The sequence below is a fragment of the Clostridium mediterraneense genome, from assembly GCF_900091705.1.
In the GTDB taxonomy this organism is placed as follows: domain Bacteria; phylum Bacillota; class Clostridia; order Clostridiales; family Clostridiaceae; genus Sarcina; species Sarcina mediterraneense.
In genome coordinates this window covers 39,118-54,657 of sequence record NZ_LT594783.1, presented here as the reverse complement: position 1 = coordinate 54,657, position 15,540 = coordinate 39,118, and the positions used below count along the sequence as shown (strand labels likewise).

At 26.8% G+C, this 15,540-nt stretch carries 13 protein-coding genes and 1 riboswitch; of the genes, 9 read left to right on the top strand and 4 right to left on the bottom strand.

Features of this window, described 5'->3' with window-relative positions; translation table 11 throughout:
• Window positions 1–57: 57 nt before the first annotated feature.
• Window positions 58–639 (top strand): isochorismatase family protein, encoded by a 582-nt coding sequence (locus BN8917_RS00845; protein ID WP_066869265.1) that lies wholly within the window; start codon window positions 58–60, stop codon window positions 637–639.
• Window positions 640–736: 97 nt separating this feature from the next.
• Here BN8917_RS00845 and BN8917_RS00840 read toward each other — a convergent pair whose 3' ends face one another.
• Window positions 737–2,125 (bottom strand): sugar porter family MFS transporter, encoded by a 1,389-nt coding sequence (locus BN8917_RS00840; RefSeq protein WP_066869262.1) that lies wholly within the window; start codon window positions 2,123–2,125, stop codon window positions 737–739.
• Between the two features lie 367 nt (window positions 2,126–2,492).
• On the opposite strand from BN8917_RS00840, the gene BN8917_RS00835 reads away from it, so the two are divergent.
• The 5 genes from BN8917_RS00835 to BN8917_RS00815 all read left to right on the top strand — a co-directional run bounded on the left by BN8917_RS00835 (window position 2,493) and on the right by BN8917_RS00815 (window position 8,565).
• On the top strand, window positions 2,493–3,305 hold the full coding sequence (locus tag BN8917_RS00835; RefSeq protein ID WP_084748410.1) for a hypothetical protein: 813 nt from the start codon (window positions 2,493–2,495) through the stop codon (window positions 3,303–3,305).
• A 654-nt stretch (window positions 3,306–3,959) separates the two neighbouring features.
• The gene (locus BN8917_RS00830) at window positions 3,960–4,397 is read left to right on the top strand and encodes a hypothetical protein (RefSeq protein ID WP_066869256.1); all 438 of its coding nucleotides are present in this window, start codon (window positions 3,960–3,962) and stop codon (window positions 4,395–4,397) included.
• 115 nt (window positions 4,398–4,512) lie between these two features.
• A complete protein-coding gene (locus BN8917_RS00825) occupies window positions 4,513–4,710 on the top strand; it encodes a DUF378 domain-containing protein (RefSeq protein ID WP_066869253.1) in 198 nt (65 codons plus the stop codon).
• A 155-nt stretch (window positions 4,711–4,865) separates the two neighbouring features.
• A riboswitch (SAM riboswitch) is annotated at window positions 4,866–4,969 on the top strand.
• Window positions 4,970–5,127: 158 nt separating this feature from the next.
• Window positions 5,128–7,416, top strand: coding sequence for a 5-methyltetrahydropteroyltriglutamate--homocysteine S-methyltransferase (gene metE / locus BN8917_RS00820; protein ID WP_066869250.1), 2,289 nt, complete (start codon window positions 5,128–5,130; stop codon window positions 7,414–7,416).
• Between the two features lie 177 nt (window positions 7,417–7,593).
• Complete coding sequence (locus BN8917_RS00815; RefSeq protein WP_066869248.1) at window positions 7,594–8,565, top strand: Gfo/Idh/MocA family protein; 972 nt, start codon at window positions 7,594–7,596, stop codon at window positions 8,563–8,565.
• A 64-nt stretch (window positions 8,566–8,629) separates the two neighbouring features.
• On the opposite strand, the gene BN8917_RS00810 is transcribed toward BN8917_RS00815, so the two are convergent.
• Both BN8917_RS00810 and BN8917_RS00805 read right to left on the bottom strand, forming a co-directional pair.
• Window positions 8,630–9,925: a PTS sugar transporter subunit IIC gene (locus BN8917_RS00810; protein WP_066869245.1), complete on the bottom strand. Its 1,296-nt coding sequence runs from the start codon at window positions 9,923–9,925 to the stop codon at window positions 8,630–8,632.
• Window positions 9,926–9,966: 41 nt separating this feature from the next.
• On the bottom strand, window positions 9,967–10,581 hold the full coding sequence (locus BN8917_RS00805) for an AAA family ATPase (protein WP_066869242.1): 615 nt from the start codon (window positions 10,579–10,581) through the stop codon (window positions 9,967–9,969).
• 65 nt (window positions 10,582–10,646) lie between these two features.
• Here BN8917_RS00805 and BN8917_RS00800 point away from each other — a divergent pair, with 65 nt between their 5' ends.
• The 3 genes from BN8917_RS00800 to BN8917_RS00790 all read left to right on the top strand — a co-directional run bounded on the left by BN8917_RS00800 (window position 10,647) and on the right by BN8917_RS00790 (window position 13,115).
• Window positions 10,647–11,351 carry a MurR/RpiR family transcriptional regulator gene (locus BN8917_RS00800; RefSeq protein WP_066869239.1) on the top strand — a complete coding sequence of 235 codons (705 nt, stop codon included), beginning with the start codon at window positions 10,647–10,649 and terminating at the stop codon, window positions 11,349–11,351.
• Window positions 11,352–11,530: 179 nt separating this feature from the next.
• Window positions 11,531–12,142 carry a cyclase family protein gene (locus BN8917_RS00795; protein ID WP_066869237.1) on the top strand — a complete coding sequence of 204 codons (612 nt, stop codon included), beginning with the start codon at window positions 11,531–11,533 and terminating at the stop codon, window positions 12,140–12,142.
• Window positions 12,143–12,176: 34 nt separating this feature from the next.
• A complete protein-coding gene (locus BN8917_RS00790) occupies window positions 12,177–13,115 on the top strand; it encodes a carbohydrate kinase family protein (RefSeq protein WP_066869234.1) in 939 nt (312 codons plus the stop codon).
• A gap of 74 nt (window positions 13,116–13,189) precedes the next feature.
• On the opposite strand, the gene BN8917_RS00785 is transcribed toward BN8917_RS00790, so the two are convergent.
• Window positions 13,190–15,520: a multicopper oxidase family protein gene (locus tag BN8917_RS00785; protein ID WP_235829958.1), complete on the bottom strand. Its 2,331-nt coding sequence runs from the start codon at window positions 15,518–15,520 to the stop codon at window positions 13,190–13,192.
• Window positions 15,521–15,540 lie beyond the last annotated feature (20 nt).

Sequence of the window (15,540 nt, the reverse complement as noted above, 5' to 3'; positions counted from 1 at the left end):
TATTATAGTTTATGACTATAATATATTTATAACTAAAGAAAATGGAGTGATTTTAATATGAGTAATATAGATACAATAGATTATAAAAAGACTGCTATAGTAGTAATAGATTTACAAGAAGGAATAGCTAAGAGAGAAGGACTTGCTCCTTATAGTGGAAAAGAAGTTGTTGATAATTCAGCAAAGTTAGCTAAAGCTTTAAAAGAAAAAGGTGGAGAAATTTTCTTGGTAAGAGTTTCATTTACTGATGGAAAGGATGCCTTACATCCAGCATTAGATCCTGTAGAATCAAATGCTACTATACCACAAGCAGGTTGGGATGTAATAGTTCCAGAACTTTCAGAAATTGAAGGAGCTCATGTAATTACTAAGAGACAATGGGGAGCTTTTTATGGAACAGAACTTGACCTTCAATTAAGAAGAAGAGGAATAGATACAATAATTCTTTGTGGTATAGCTACAGGTGTAGGAGTTGATACTACAGCAAGAGAAGCATTCCAAAGAGGATATAATCAAATATTTGCAATGGATGCAATGACAGGATTAGTTAAAGAAGAACATGAATATTTATCAAAATTTATATTCCCAAGAATGGGTAAATTAAGAACTACTAAAGAAATATTAGATTTAATGAAATAGAAAACTCAAGAAAATAAAGAAAAGGTATTGGATAATTCGAGAATCCAATACCTTTTTTATTTTAATCTATTTTCTTAGTTTAACTTTATATTTAATTTTACTTATTTTTTTTTAATAATTCATCCTGTATTTGTTCAAGTGATTTACCATGAGTTTCTGGAACATAACGCATGACAAATGGAATAGATAGAAAAGCAAAGACTGCAAAAATTCCAAAAGGTCCACCTACGTTATTGTGGAAAAGAGCAAGAATGATTAAGAAGAATTGTGTTACGACAAAATTTCCTATCCAATTTGCTGCAGAACCAAAGGAAGATCCTACTCCACGAACATTTAATGGGAATATTTCTCCAATAAGTACCCAAGCAAGAGGTCCCCATGAAACAGCAAATCCAAAAATATAGATTGCAATAAGAATAATAGTATATACAGCAGCTGTTTCAATATTTATTGTGTAGTTAATAATACATAGTATAGCAAGTGAAACTCCCATTACGAAAGCACCCCATATTAGTAATTTCTTACGAGGGAATTTATCCATAATAATAGTAGCTACAATTGTTGATAAGAAGTTAACCACACCTATACCTACAGAAATCCAAATTGCTGAACTAGCGGAAAAATGGAATCCTTCGATAAAAACTTGTGGAAGATAGTAAATAACAGAATTAATTCCAACTAGCTGTTGGAATAACATAATTCCGATAGCAGCTATAAGAGCTGGTCTAGCTATAGTGAATAATTCTTTTACTCCACCTTTATGGTTTTGAGAATTAGCATTTTGTATATCATGAAATTCACTTTTTATTTGTTCAGCAGTATAGCTTGGTCTTAATTGTGTTAGTACTTGCTTTGATTCATCTTCTTTCCCCATACGAATAAGAAAATGAGGTGATTCAGGAAGAATTATACTTCCAATAAATAATGCTAAAGCAGGAATAAATGCAGTTAAAAGCATCCATCTCCAATCAGCCCAACCTGCAATATTATGATTAAGGAAGCCAATATTTGCTATATATGCAAGTAAAATTCCTGCAGTAATCATAAGTTGGAAAAGTGTTTCTAATGATCCACGTCTTTCCTTAGGTGAAAGTTCGGCTAAATAAGCTGGAGTTAGTGCAGATGCAGAACCAACTGCTAAACCTAAAATAATTCTAGCTATTACCATAATTATAAAATCAGGAGCAAAAGCTGACATTAACGCTCCAATAATAAAGAGTATAGAAGATATAAATAATAATAGCTTACGTCCATATTTATCAGATAATCCACCAATAGTTAGAGCTCCCACACAAGAACCAATAAGGACTGCAGAAGTTACAAAACTAATTTGAGAAACTGTTAAATGTAGTGCTTTTTCAATAAGTGGTGATGCACCAGAAATGATACCAGTATCAAAACCAAAGAGTAAACCACCAAGTGCACCAATAACAAAAATAATATTACTATTTAATGAACGAGTAGCTTGAGATCGTTGTGTAGCCATAATAATCTCTTCCTTTCATTTTTCTTTTGTTTTTTATGTATTTATCAATTTAAATAAAAATTTAAATTCAGTAAACGCTTTCATGTATATTATATAAGAATATTTATTAATAAAGCAAGTAACATTTTGGTTACTTTAGTTTAGAATAATTAATTAAAACTTGAAATTTAGAAGGAGGATTTTATAAATAGATTTTAAATTCTGGTATAATTATAAGATAGAAAATATAATTTACAGTAAAGTAATTTTTATATAAAATCCTTATAATTATTATAAATAATAAATTTTTAAAGGTTTTTAGTAAAGTAAAAAATATAATTATAGCTTTAATTTTATTTTATAAGAGAGTAATTGGAGGAGTTTAATTTTGTTTTTTGTAGTCAAAATATCAGTAATATTAACAGTTGCTTTAGTAGCTGTATTTATAATTTTTGGTTTATTATTAGGAGTAATAGAGAGGGCAACGTTAAAGATTTTACTTAGAAATTATGGGGAAAAGTCTATAATTATAACAGGAATGATAGGGACTATTATTCATGAGCTAAGTCATTTTTTGATGTGTAAAATATTTTTTCATAAAGTAAATAATGTGAAGTTATTTTCATTTAAAATTAAGGATAACACGCTTGGCTATGTAAATCATTCTTATAATAGAAAAAATCCATATGCGAGAGTCGGAAACTTTTTTATAGGAATAGCTCCTATATTATTTGGAACAGCTATAATAATCTTATTATTCAGATTATTATTACCTCAAAGTTGGGATATTATCATATCTAAGTTTAGCTTTAGTAGTTATATAAACTTATCTAATCATTTTAACTTAGCATCTTTTTTAGAAATTCTAATAAAAGATAGTTGGTTAATAATAAAAACTTTGTTTGCTTGGGATAATATTATATCAATTAAGTTTTGGATATTTTTATTTATAGTTTTTTCTATAAGTAATCATATGTCTCTAAGTAGGGCTGATATTAATAATTCACTGGATGGATTAATATTTATATTCTTATTAAATTTTTTAATTTGTGGAGTTTTTTTACTTTTAGGAATTAGCTTTAATCAACTAATTTATTTAGTATTAAGTTATAACATATTACTTATTACCTTCTTATTTGTTGCATTAATATTTTCTTTAATTTCATATATTTTAGCAAATTTAATTTCAATAGTAAAATAACAAAGTTTTAATAAATTTTGTATTATTTAAGTGGAGTTTAAAATAATGCTGATTTTATCAGCATACTAAAAGCTATCTTTTTATTTATATTATATAATTAGATAGGGAGTAAAATAGAATTATAATTTCCAAATTTAAGTTCATACTCAATAATGAAAATAAAATCTTAATTGAGAATATTATATTATTTAAGAATATATTCTTAATAAATGTTTACTTTATATTTAGAAAAATTATAATTTAAATATTTTATATATAAAAATAATTGGAATTTATATACCAAATATGGTAATTAGATTTATGAAATAGTATTATTTTTTTTATTAAAATTTAGATAGATAAGTTTAGTTTGATATAAAAGAATATAAAGTTTAGAAAAATACTTATCAATTTTAAGATTTATGATTATTTAACTGTATTTTTTATAATTACCAAATATGCACATTATAAAAAATGGTGCTATACTTAGCCTAGTTAATCAATTGATTAAATTTTTAAAGATTTTAGAAGTTTATAAATAATAAATTTAAGTTATATATAATTTAAAAATAAAATATTGATAAAACTTTATATCAAGTATATTGATTTATAGTATAAAATATAAGGGTTTATTTTATTAAATTAATAAAATATTATGAAAAGAGGGTACTAAAGATGGTAGATAAGATGATTTTAAGAAAAACAAATAATCCAGAAGAAGGAGAATTATTTATAAGTCCTTCAGAAAAAGTAGAAATTCAATTAACAACAGCTGACACAGATGTTACTATAGAAGGAAATAAGTTTACAATGAATAAACCTCATCAATCAGTAACAGTTAAGTTTATGACAGATGGAGTTATAGATATAAATATATTAGAAAAATCAGAAGGTAAATATAGAGTTAAATACTTAAGTAAAGGAAAAGTTACAAGATCAGATTGGTCAGATGATAAAGGTTCATTACAATTTGCAGGTCATGGTGGAGATGTATTATTCTTTAGTACAGATGGAGATTTAAAGAATATCTCAGCTGAAATAGTAAATGAAACTGTTTCACATATATCAGTAAAAGTTGATGGAAAAGTTCATAAATTAGTAGCTTTAAACTAATACCTTAGTAATAAAGTAAAAGTTATCTCTTTTGAGATAACTTTTATTTTTTTATAAAAAAATATAAATAAAATTTATATTTTTGTAAATAATAAGAGTAAAGGAAGTGATTAAATTGAGAATATTAGATATTATAGTATTAATTTTAGTTATTATCGGAGGATTAAATTGGGGTCTTATAGGTTTATTCCAATTTAATTTAGTTACTCTTATTTTTGGAGTTGGTATTGTAAGTAATATAATTTATGTTTTAGTTGGTCTTAGTGCAATTTATGCTATATCATTTTTCATGAGAAATAGACTTTATGATTAAACTTTAGCTATCTTAAATAGATAGCTTTTTTTATTTTTTATAAATATAATTTAGAGACATATATTTTGATTAATAAATAATTTTATTAAAATTATAAAAAATATATTGACAAAAATATCCAAATCGCGTTATACTATCAATAAAATTAATAAAAATTCTTATCAAGAGCGGTGGAGGGACTGGCCCTATGAAACCCAGCAACCAATATTTATAGAAGTATATGGTGCTAATTCCTGTAGTGAAAACTAATAGATAAGAGAGTGATTGATAGAGTATGTTTTTTCATGCACTAGAGATTTATTCTCTAGTGCATATTTTTTTAGATGGGGAATAAGTTTTTAAATGGTGAGGGATTTTATTAGAATTTTTAAATTAGAATAATTAAATGTAATAAGTAAATTTAAGGGGGAGTTAAAAATGCTTAAATCAACAATAGTAGGATATCCAAGAATAGGGGAACATAGAGAATTAAAATTTGTAACAGAGTCTTATTTTAAAAATAATATTACGGAATTAGAACTTAAAAAGACAGCAAAAGAGTTAAGAAGACATTATTGGCAGATTCAAAAAGAAAAAGGATTAGATATAATTCCATCAAATGATTTTTCTTTTTATGATAATGTTTTAGATACAGCATTTCTTTTAAATGTAATTCCAAATAGATATAAAGAATTAAATATTTCAGATTTAGATACTTATTTTGCTATGGCAAGAGGATATCAAAAGGATAATAATGATGTTAAAGCTTTGCCTATGAAAAAGTGGTTTAATACAAATTATCATTATATAGTTCCAGAGCTTGAAGATGATACAGTATTAAGAATTAATGATACTAAACCTTTTGATTTATATAAAGAAGCAAAGGAACTAGGAATAGAAACAAAACCTGTAATTATTGGACCTTTTACATTTTTAAAGCTTACAAATATTAAGGGAAATAAAACAAAATTTGATTGGATTGAGAGTTTAATTAATGTTTATTCTGATATTTTATCTAAGTTTAATGAACTTGGAATAAAGAATTTACAAATAGATGAACCAATTCTAGTAACTGATTTAGATAATGAAGATAAAGAAATATTTAATAAAATATATTCAGAGTTATTAAATACAAAGCATGATTATAAGGTTTTACTACAAACTTACTTTGGAGATGTAAGAGATATTTATAATGATTTACTTAAATTAGATTTTGATGCTTATGCATTGGATTTTATAGAAGGGCATAAAACCCTTGATTTAATAAAAGAAAATGGATTTAGTAAAGATAAAATATTAGTGGCTGGACTTGTAAATGGTAAAAATATATGGAGAAATAATTATAAGGATACTTTAGAAACAGTAAATGAATTAAGAAAATATGTAGCAGAAGAAAATTTAGTAATAGGTACAAGCTGTTCACTTCTTCATATACCATATACAGTTAAAAATGAAGGTTTATTATCAGAAGAGTTTAAAGAAACTTTAGTTTTTGCAGAAGAAAAGTTAGATGAGCTTAATCAATTAAAAACATTAGTTGATGATAAGGATTATAAATTAAATAAAAATTTTATAGAAAATCAAAGAATTATTAAAGCTAAAAGTGAGAGTGCCCTTTGCTTTAATAAAAAAGTTAGAGATAGAGTTAATTCTTTAAAAGCAGAAGATTTTAATAGAAAAGAAGAATTTGAAGATAGAAGAGCTATTCAACATGAGAAATTAAAGTTACCAATACTACCAACTACAACTATAGGTTCCTTCCCTCAAACATCTGAAATAAAGAAAATAAGAAAGGCATTTAGAGATGGAGAGGTAACAAAAGAAGAATATGAAAATAATTTAAAGGAAAAGACCAGTGAAATTATAAGATTCCAAGAAGAAATAGGTATAGATGTTTTAGTTCATGGCGAATATGAAAGAACTGATATGGTTGAGTATTTTGGAAGACTTTTAGATGGATTTATTTTTACTTTAAATGGATGGGTTCAATCTTATGGAACTAGAGGAGTTAAGCCACCTATAATTTTTGGAGATATAAATAGAAGTAAAGAGCTTACAGTTAGTTGGAGTAAATTTGCTCAAAGTTTAACAGATAAGCCTGTTAAGGGAATGCTTACAGGACCTATTACTATATTAAACTGGTCATTCCCAAGAGAAGATTTAGATCTTAAAAATATAGCATACCAAATAGGACTTGCTATAGGAGATGAAGTTTTAGATCTTCAAAACAACGGAATTAAAATAATTCAAATTGATGAAGCCGCTTTAAGAGAAAAATTACCTCTTAGAAAAGTTGAATGGAATAGTGAATATCTAGATTGGGCTATACCAGCATTTAGACTTACAAATTCAAAAGTAGAAGCTTCTACATCAATCCATACACATATGTGTTATAGTGAATTTTCTGATATAGTTAAAGCTATTGAAGATATGGATGCTGACGTTATATCTATAGAAGCTGCAAGATCAGATTTTTCACTTCTTGATTTCTTAAGAGAAAGTAATTTTAAACTTGAAATAGGACCAGGGGTATATGATATACATTCACCAAGAATACCTAAGGAAGATGAAATAAAAGATTTAATAAGAATCATTCTTGGTAAACTTGATAAAAATAAGATATGGATAAATCCTGATTGTGGACTTAAAACTAGAGGAATGACTGAAACAAAACCAAGTCTTATAAATATGGTCAAAGCTGCTAAAGCTATCAGAGAAGAATTATAGAATTTAATATTATTTATAGAATCTGTATTATAATTAATTTTATAATACAGATTTTTTTTAGGTCTAGACGAGGATTTATTATTAATAAGATATATAGTATTATTTTTAGTATTAAAAATATGGAGATAAATAATAAGATGATATAATCTTATATAAATAAAGGAAAGAGGGATTTAAATGAAAAAATACAATTGGGCTATTTTAGGAGCAGGTAATATAGGTAGAGAAATGGCAAAATCACTAAATGAGGTTAATGGAGAAGTTTATGGTGTTGCTAATAGTAACTTAGAAAAAGCAAAAAGATTTGCAAAGGAATTTAATGTATCAAGGGTTTATGATACTTGTGATGATTTAATAAAAGATCCTAATGTTGATATAGTTTATATTGCAACTCCACATAATGCCCATTATGAATATTTATTAAAAGCAGTTCAAAATGGAAAACATGTATTATGTGAAAAGGCTATTACAGTTAATGCAAAGCAACTTAATGAGATAGTTTCTATTGCAAAAGAGAAAAATGTAGTTGTAGCTGAGGCTATGACATTATATCATATGCCACTTTATAAAAAATTAAGAGAGATTATTGATTCTGGAGTTATCGGTAAAGTTAAAATGGTCCAAGTTAGCTTTGGAAGTTGTAAGGAATATGATGTAACAAATAGATTCTTTAATAAAGAACTTGCTGGAGGAGCATTACTTGATATAGGAGTTTATGCAGTTTCATTTGCTAGATTCTTTATGGAGAGTAATCCAAGTAATATTGTAACTATGGCAAAACTTTTTGAAACTGGAGTAGATGAACAATCAGGAATAATAATGAAAAATGATGAAGGGCAAATGGCTGTAGTTTCTTTAACTATGAGAGCAAAACAACCTAAAAGAGGAATTGTTGCTGGAGAAAAAGGATATATAGAAGTAACTGATTATCCAAGAGCAGATAAAGCTACAATTACTTATACAGAAGATGGGAGAGTAGAAGAAATTAAACTTGGTGATACTTCAAAAGCTTTAGCCTATGAAGTAGAAGATATGCAGGAGTATATTACAAATAAAACTGGAGAAAAACAATTAGAGCTTACAATAGATGTTACAAATATTTTAAATGAAGTAAGAGAACAATGGGGACTTGTTTACCCATTTGAATAAAATTATTTAAATAAAAAAGGCTATATCAAAGTTATTAATTACTTTAGATATAACCTTTTTTTATTTAAACTTCTTCTGTTTTTAACATATTTTTTTCATATACTTTAAAGAATGGATAGTAAACTACTAAGCTTATAGCAACTAATGTAAATACAAATATTACATTTTTAAAGTCCATTCCTGAAAGATAAGCCTGTGCAAAGAATGGAGTAAATGAAGGATCTACCATAAATCCTGGAGTTACAAACCCTATTGTTTGAACAAAGTATCCAAGTAAAACTGTTATTATAGGCATTAATATAAATGGAATTGCAAGTATTGGGTTAAATACTATTGGACCTCCAAAAATTATAGGTTCATTAATTCCACAGATACCAGGTACTATAGAAACTTTTCCAAGTGATTTAAGATGAGTTGATTTACTCTTCATCATCAAAAGTACAAGTCCTAGAGTATTACCAGCTCCACCCATTATCGCATATCTATACATTTGTAGATTCATTACTACATTTGGATCTTGTCCTGCTGCCATTAATTCATTATTAAGTCCTGTATTAGTTATTCCAAGTGAAAATACTATTGGGAATATAAGTGAAGAACCATTTATTCCAAAAAGCCATAATATATTTGAAAATGTTATTATAGCTAGGAATCCCCAAACATTATCTACTACTGCTAAAGCTGGATTTAAAACATTCATTATAGCTTGTGGCATGTTCATATCAAATTGTGCTATTAAAAAAACATTTATTCCATATAAAACTATTATGTTAATAAGCGTTGGAAGTAATGAATTAACAAATGCAGTTACTGCTGGTGGTACAGAGTCAGGAAAGTTAAATTGTAGATTTTTATCTCTAAGCAATCTAGATATTTCAACTGATATTAAAGCTATTATAATTGCTATAAATAATCCATCTGCGCCAAGGAAAGCTGTTGAAATATTTCCATCTACGCTAGGAGCACAAATAAGTAAGAATAATGAAGTTGAAATAAGTCCTGATATAGCAGCATTTAATTTATATTCTCCTGCAAGGCAGTAAGCTATTGTAAATGCAGACATCATTCCAAAGATACCCATAGTCATATCAAAAGGAGCAGTAAGAATTTTATAATGTTCAACAGCAAACTCCTTCCAACTTAAAAGAAACTTTATAAATATATTAGCTGTGCTTGGATCTACTATATCTGGATTTATAGGTGGATTTGCAATTATTAAGAAAATTGAACCTATTACTATAAGGGGAAGTGTCATCATCATACCTGTTGATATGGATTTTAAATGTTTTTGATTTCCAAGCTTTGCACCAATAGGTGATAAAAGATTATCAAGCTTTTCTAAGAACTTACTATTTTTCATTCTTTGTACCTCTCAATCTATTGTTTATATAGTATTAATAATTAAAATTGCCATTTGTTAAAAGCAAAAGCTGATTCAACTACTTTTTCAGGATCATAGCTTTTTAATATTTCATTGTAACGTTCTTTATAATCATTAGTAATATTAGCTTCAGGAATTACCTTACTTGCTTCATGTAAGAAGTGGAATGAATCTCTTCCCATAGCAGCACCTCTTACTGTATGTTTATCTAAAGCTATATCTGGTATTTCAGGAACATAGCCCATTGCAAAACTCTTAATAACAATATTTTTTAATAGGTCACTTGATCTATCTTTTTCACTTTCTGCAAGATATCTTATTGCATGAATAAAGAACATAGCTCTATCAGCATCTGCATAATCAAATTCTCTTCTCATATCATTAAGATTTTTAACTAGAATAGCAGCATTAGGATTAGCCATTCCAATATCTTCAACTGATATTGAAAGAAGTCTTCTCCAAAGTTTTTCTTCCATTTGAGGTGATGTTATGTACATTTCATAAGCAAATTCACAAGCTTTTTCTGTCCAACCTCTTCTTATTGATTTTTGAAGAGCAGAGATAACTTCATCTGCTGCTAGTCCATTTCTTGTTGTTATTCTTGCCCAAGGATCTGTAATAAATTTTGTTGTCATAGATTTTCTCTCCTTTATTTACTCAAATTAACAATTTATATATAATGATAGTTGAGGTGATATTAATGAACTTAGAGTATTTCACTAACAAATATCAACTGACTAAACTAGAAAAAAATTTACTTAGTTATTTATATAAAAATGCAAATTCCTTAAAAAAAATTGGTATTAGAACAGTAGCAAAAGAAAATTTTACTTCTACTACGTCTATATATAAGCTTTGTAAAAAGCTTGGTTTTGAAGGATATTCAGATCTTATTTATCATATAAGTTATTCATCAACTATGTCTGATAAACAAGATAATAATATAGAATTAAACATAAATAGTTTTAATATTTTAAAAAATAATAAGGAAGATATAATAAAACTATTTAATAAGTATAAAGATAAACAAATAATATTAGTTGGTTCTGGTTTATCTCAGATAATATGTAATTATATGAATGAAAAACTTCTTTTAAAGGGATTTAAAAGTATTTCTAATCTTCATATGCAATTTTTATCTGATAAATATAGTGAGGAGAATCTTATAATTGCTATATCTCATTCAGGAGAAAATCTTAGAATGATAGAAATCTTAGAAAAAGCAAATAAAAATGGAATTGAGATTATAAGCTTTGTAGGTAAAGATAACTCAAGAATAATTGATTTATCTACCATTCCATTAATAATAGATTCACAAAAGAATAATATTAATATGATGAATTCTATTGATACATTTTTCCCAGAATTATTATTTATCTTTGAGTATATAGTTAGTTATATCTAAACTTTTACTATATTTATCTTTGACATAATTATACATAAAAAGACATTTTTGTTGTTGAAAAATAAAGATAAAAAAACATGTTATTTTAATATAAAAACATGTTTAATTAACTTATAATAATTAGAGATAATATAGACTTAAAATAAGTAAAATATATTTTTAAAATTAAGGAGGATATTATGTTAATAGATATAACACAGACAACTAGAATTGGACGAGTTTATAGAAAGGGTTCTGAGCCATTAAAAGTCGAAAAGGTAAAAAGACATTCAAGTAGTGGAAAAGAATATACAACTACTAATTTTTCTTGTGATGTGCATAATATGGGGACTCATATAGATGTGATGTCAGAAAAAAATATTTTAGAAACTGAAAGATTAATAGCAGATGGAATTAAATTTGATGTTTCACATATAACAAATAGAGCTATTACTTTAGAAGATTTAGATTTATCTCTTGTAAAAGAAGGGGTATTTGTATTTTTTCAAACTAATTGGGATAAGTATTTCGAAGATGAGGAGAAGTATAATAATCACCCTGAAATTTCTATGGAAGTTATGGAGTATTTAGTTTCTAAAAAAGTAAATATGATCGGAATAGATACTTTAGGACTTGGAAAAAGTAGAAATCATGGACTTATAGATGTATTTTTAGGAGAAAATAAAACATATGCAATAGAGAATTTAGCTAATCTTGATAAAATCCCTGAAAAAGATTTTAAAGTATATTGTATGCCTATGAAGATAGAAGGCTTAGATGCATTTCCTGCAAGATTATTAGTTGAATTTTAGATATTAAAATAATTATTTATTAAGAGGAAGAGTTATGAGTAGTAAGATTTTTTGTATAGGTGAACTTTTAATTGATATGGTTTGTGTTGATAATAAGGGATTAAAAGATGGAATAAAATTTGAGAAGAAGGCAGGAGGAGCTCCAGCTAATGTTGCTGCTGCAATAAGTAAACTTGAAGGAAATTCATATTTTTTAGGGCAAGTTGGAAATGATTTTAATGGGAAGTTTTTAGTAGAACTATTAAATGATTTAAATGTAAATACAGATATGCTTGTAGAAAAGGGAACAACTACAATGGCATTAGTGGGTATTGATAAAAATGGTGAGCGTAATTTTGATTTTCTAAGAGGTAGTGATGGACAATATTCTTTTGAAAATATAAATTTAAAGGAAATAGGAAACTTAGATATAATTCATTTTGGTTCAGCAACAGGATTTTTAGATGGAGAGTTAAAAAAGACATACTTTAAATTATTAGACTATGCAAAAGAAAATGACATATATGTATCTTTTGATCCTAATTATAGAGATACTTTAATTAAAGAAGATATGTTAGAAGGGTTTATAAGTGATTGTAAGGAATATTTAAAGTTTAGTAATTTTGCTAAACTTAGTGATGAAGAATTATTTTTAATTACTAAGGAAAAAGATTTAGATGCTGGAGTTAATAAGTTACATGATTTAGGAGTTAGTGTTGTAAGTGTAACTTTAGGCTCTAAGGGAACTTATTTAAGTATTAATGGAGATAAAGAAATAATTCCAACAATTAAGATTAAACAAGTAGATTCAACAGGAGCTGGAGATTCATTTGTTGGAGCAGTATTAAAACAATTAGCAGATATTAAGGATAAGAAAAATATTAGCAGAGAAGAGTGGAGAGATATAATTTTATTTGCTAATAAAGTAGGAGCAATTACTTGTACAAATTATGGAGCAATATCTTCAATGCCTACTTTAAGTGAAGTAATTTAAATATTTGAATAAAAATAAATTATTAATGAATAACCTTTTAAGTATAAATCAATATACTTAAAAGGTTATACTTTTTACAAATTATTTTTTAAAACTCTAAGAGGTCTCATCATATCATGATCTTCATGTTCAAGAACATGACAGTGCCATGCAAATTCTCCTGCAAAATCTTTAAACTGCATAGCTATTCTAGTAACTTTTCCAGCTTCAGCACTACAGGTATCTTTAAATCCTATTTCATATGGGTGTGGTTCTTCAGCTGGGCCTGTAAATTTAATTTCACCTGTTTCTTGATATAATTCAACATCATAAGGTATTCTATCTAAAATCATAAATTGAACTAGATGAACATGAATAGGATGTGGGAATGGGAAAGTATTAATTAGATTCCAAATTTCAATACTATCTAGTTTTGGTGTTTCAGTTGTAGGATCACTCCACATTCTATTATCAAGTAACATTAAAGGTCTTCCAAATTCATCTATTGATTGTGAAAGTGGCAAATTTCTAGCTTTTGTAGCTAAGTTTTCATCTATATGAACTGTAGTAGAAAGCATTGATGGTATAGAAGTTCTATCTGGACCTTTTAGAGGAGTGCATACTTTAAATCTCATTATTACACCAGTATGTCTATCAGCATTAAATCCAGTATTTAATAAATCTATTGTTTTACCATATGATTTTGAGAAGTCAACTATTACATCTATTCTTTCAGCTGGTTCTAAAGAGAAATTTTTAAGAATAGCTGTATGATGAACAAAGCCACCATCAGTACCTATTTGATAAAAATCTTCATCATTTGATAGATTTAAAGTTAAAGGTCTTGCATTACAAGTATTTATTATTCTAAAACGATATTTTCTTGGTTCAACATTTAGATAAGGCCATGTCTTACCATTTACAACTATTGTATCTCCAAAGAATCCTCCAGCTATTGAAGGAGTAACAGGTGCTGGTGGAGTTGGTCCATCAGGATAGAATAATGAGCCATCATCATTAAATGATTTATCTTGAATCATAATAGGATATTCATAATCACCACTTGGTAGATTTAAGCGTTTTTCTAAACTGTCTCTTATTATATAAAGGCCAGCAAGTCCGGCGTAAACATTTAATCTAGTACTTCCAAGAGTATGATCATGATACCATAACATAGTACCAGGTTGATGGTTAGTATATTTATATATTTTTTTAGTAAATTTAGGTCCAACAGCTGTATAGTTTTTTGTATACCAAGCATCTGGGCTTCCATCACTTTCAGATTCTACATTAGCGCCATGAAGATGGACAACACTTCTTACATCAGGTGTATCATTAGTACCATGAAGAGTATGATCAACAGGTAAGAGATGTTTTTCAGGTAAATTGTTTGTCCACTTAACATAAATAGGAGTATCTTTTTTAGCTTCTATAGTTGGACCAGGATATAAACCATCATAACCCCAAACTGTTGTAGGAGGGAAGAATTTATTAAATTTATGAGTAGTTTCTTCCATAGAGATATTATAGCAAGCCCTATTATAAGTATTTTCTTCTTTATTAATTTTAAGTGGAGTTGCTATTTTAGGTTTTGGTAATAAGTCTACAAATTTAGGAATAGTATTAGGATTTGCAGGATTTACTTCAGGTTTAACATAAGGAGTATATTGGTTAAATAATCTATTAAATTTAGATTGAGTATAAGTACTATCAATCTCATCATTAGATACTATATTTCCATGATTCTCATGATTTTTATTATTAATATCAGTAGTATTATTATTAATATTAGTGTCAGTATCAGTAGTAGTACTATTATTAATAGTAGTATTATTATTAGATACAGGTATAACTTCCTCTAAGATAACTTCATTATCTAAAGTATTTTCAGTATTAGTATCAGTATCTGTTTGCTGAGTTAAAACATCAGAATCGATATTAACATCAATATTAGTTAAAGTAGTATCATTTTCTATTTCTTCTTTAGAGACTATAGTAGGTTTACTAGCTAAGTTATTATTTATTTCTAATATATTCTCATTAGCTAAAATTTCTTTTGTAAGTACTTCAGTTTTACTAATTGAATTTTCCGTATTTTCTGTATTATCTTTAGTATATAAAATATTATTTTTAGATACAGTAGCTTTTATATCACTTACGTCTAAATTAGTTTTATCTAAGGTTTTATTATTAGGTATTTTAGTTTTGTTAGCTACTTTATTATTTATATTTGAAGTAGTTTTTTTAGAATTTTTAGCTACTTTAGTTTTGGAAGTTAAGGTAGTTTTAGTAGATAAATCAGAATCAGAAATTTTATTCTTAGATATAACTTTTCTAGTAGTTGAAGTATTGTTCCTATTTACGGCCTTCCTAGTAGAGGGATTATTTTTTCTATTTTTCCTAGTTTGCTTATCTATTTTACTCACGCCCTTTTTATTTATATATT

Excerpts from the sequence above, each read along its gene's own strand:
- BN8917_RS00805 (WP_066869242.1), bottom strand. The coding sequence starts at position 10,581 with ATGACAACAAAATTTATTACAGATCCTTGGGCAAGAATAACAACAAGA.
- metE (WP_066869250.1), top strand. The coding sequence starts at position 5,128 with ATGCTTAAATCAACAATAGTAGGATATCCAAGAATAGGGGAACATAGA.
- BN8917_RS00840 (WP_066869262.1), bottom strand. The coding sequence starts at position 2,125 with ATGGCTACACAACGATCTCAAGCTACTCGTTCATTAAATAGTAATATT.
- BN8917_RS00790 (WP_066869234.1), top strand. The coding sequence starts at position 12,177 with ATGAGTAGTAAGATTTTTTGTATAGGTGAACTTTTAATTGATATGGTT.
- BN8917_RS00815 (WP_066869248.1), top strand. The coding sequence starts at position 7,594 with ATGAAAAAATACAATTGGGCTATTTTAGGAGCAGGTAATATAGGTAGA.
- BN8917_RS00810 (WP_066869245.1), bottom strand. The coding sequence starts at position 9,925 with ATGAAAAATAGTAAGTTCTTAGAAAAGCTTGATAATCTTTTATCACCT.
- BN8917_RS00795 (WP_066869237.1), top strand. The coding sequence starts at position 11,531 with ATGTTAATAGATATAACACAGACAACTAGAATTGGACGAGTTTATAGA.
- BN8917_RS00800 (WP_066869239.1), top strand. The coding sequence starts at position 10,647 with ATGAACTTAGAGTATTTCACTAACAAATATCAACTGACTAAACTAGAA.
- BN8917_RS00830 (WP_066869256.1), top strand. The coding sequence starts at position 3,960 with ATGGTAGATAAGATGATTTTAAGAAAAACAAATAATCCAGAAGAAGGA.
- BN8917_RS00845 (WP_066869265.1), top strand. The coding sequence starts at position 58 with ATGAGTAATATAGATACAATAGATTATAAAAAGACTGCTATAGTAGTA.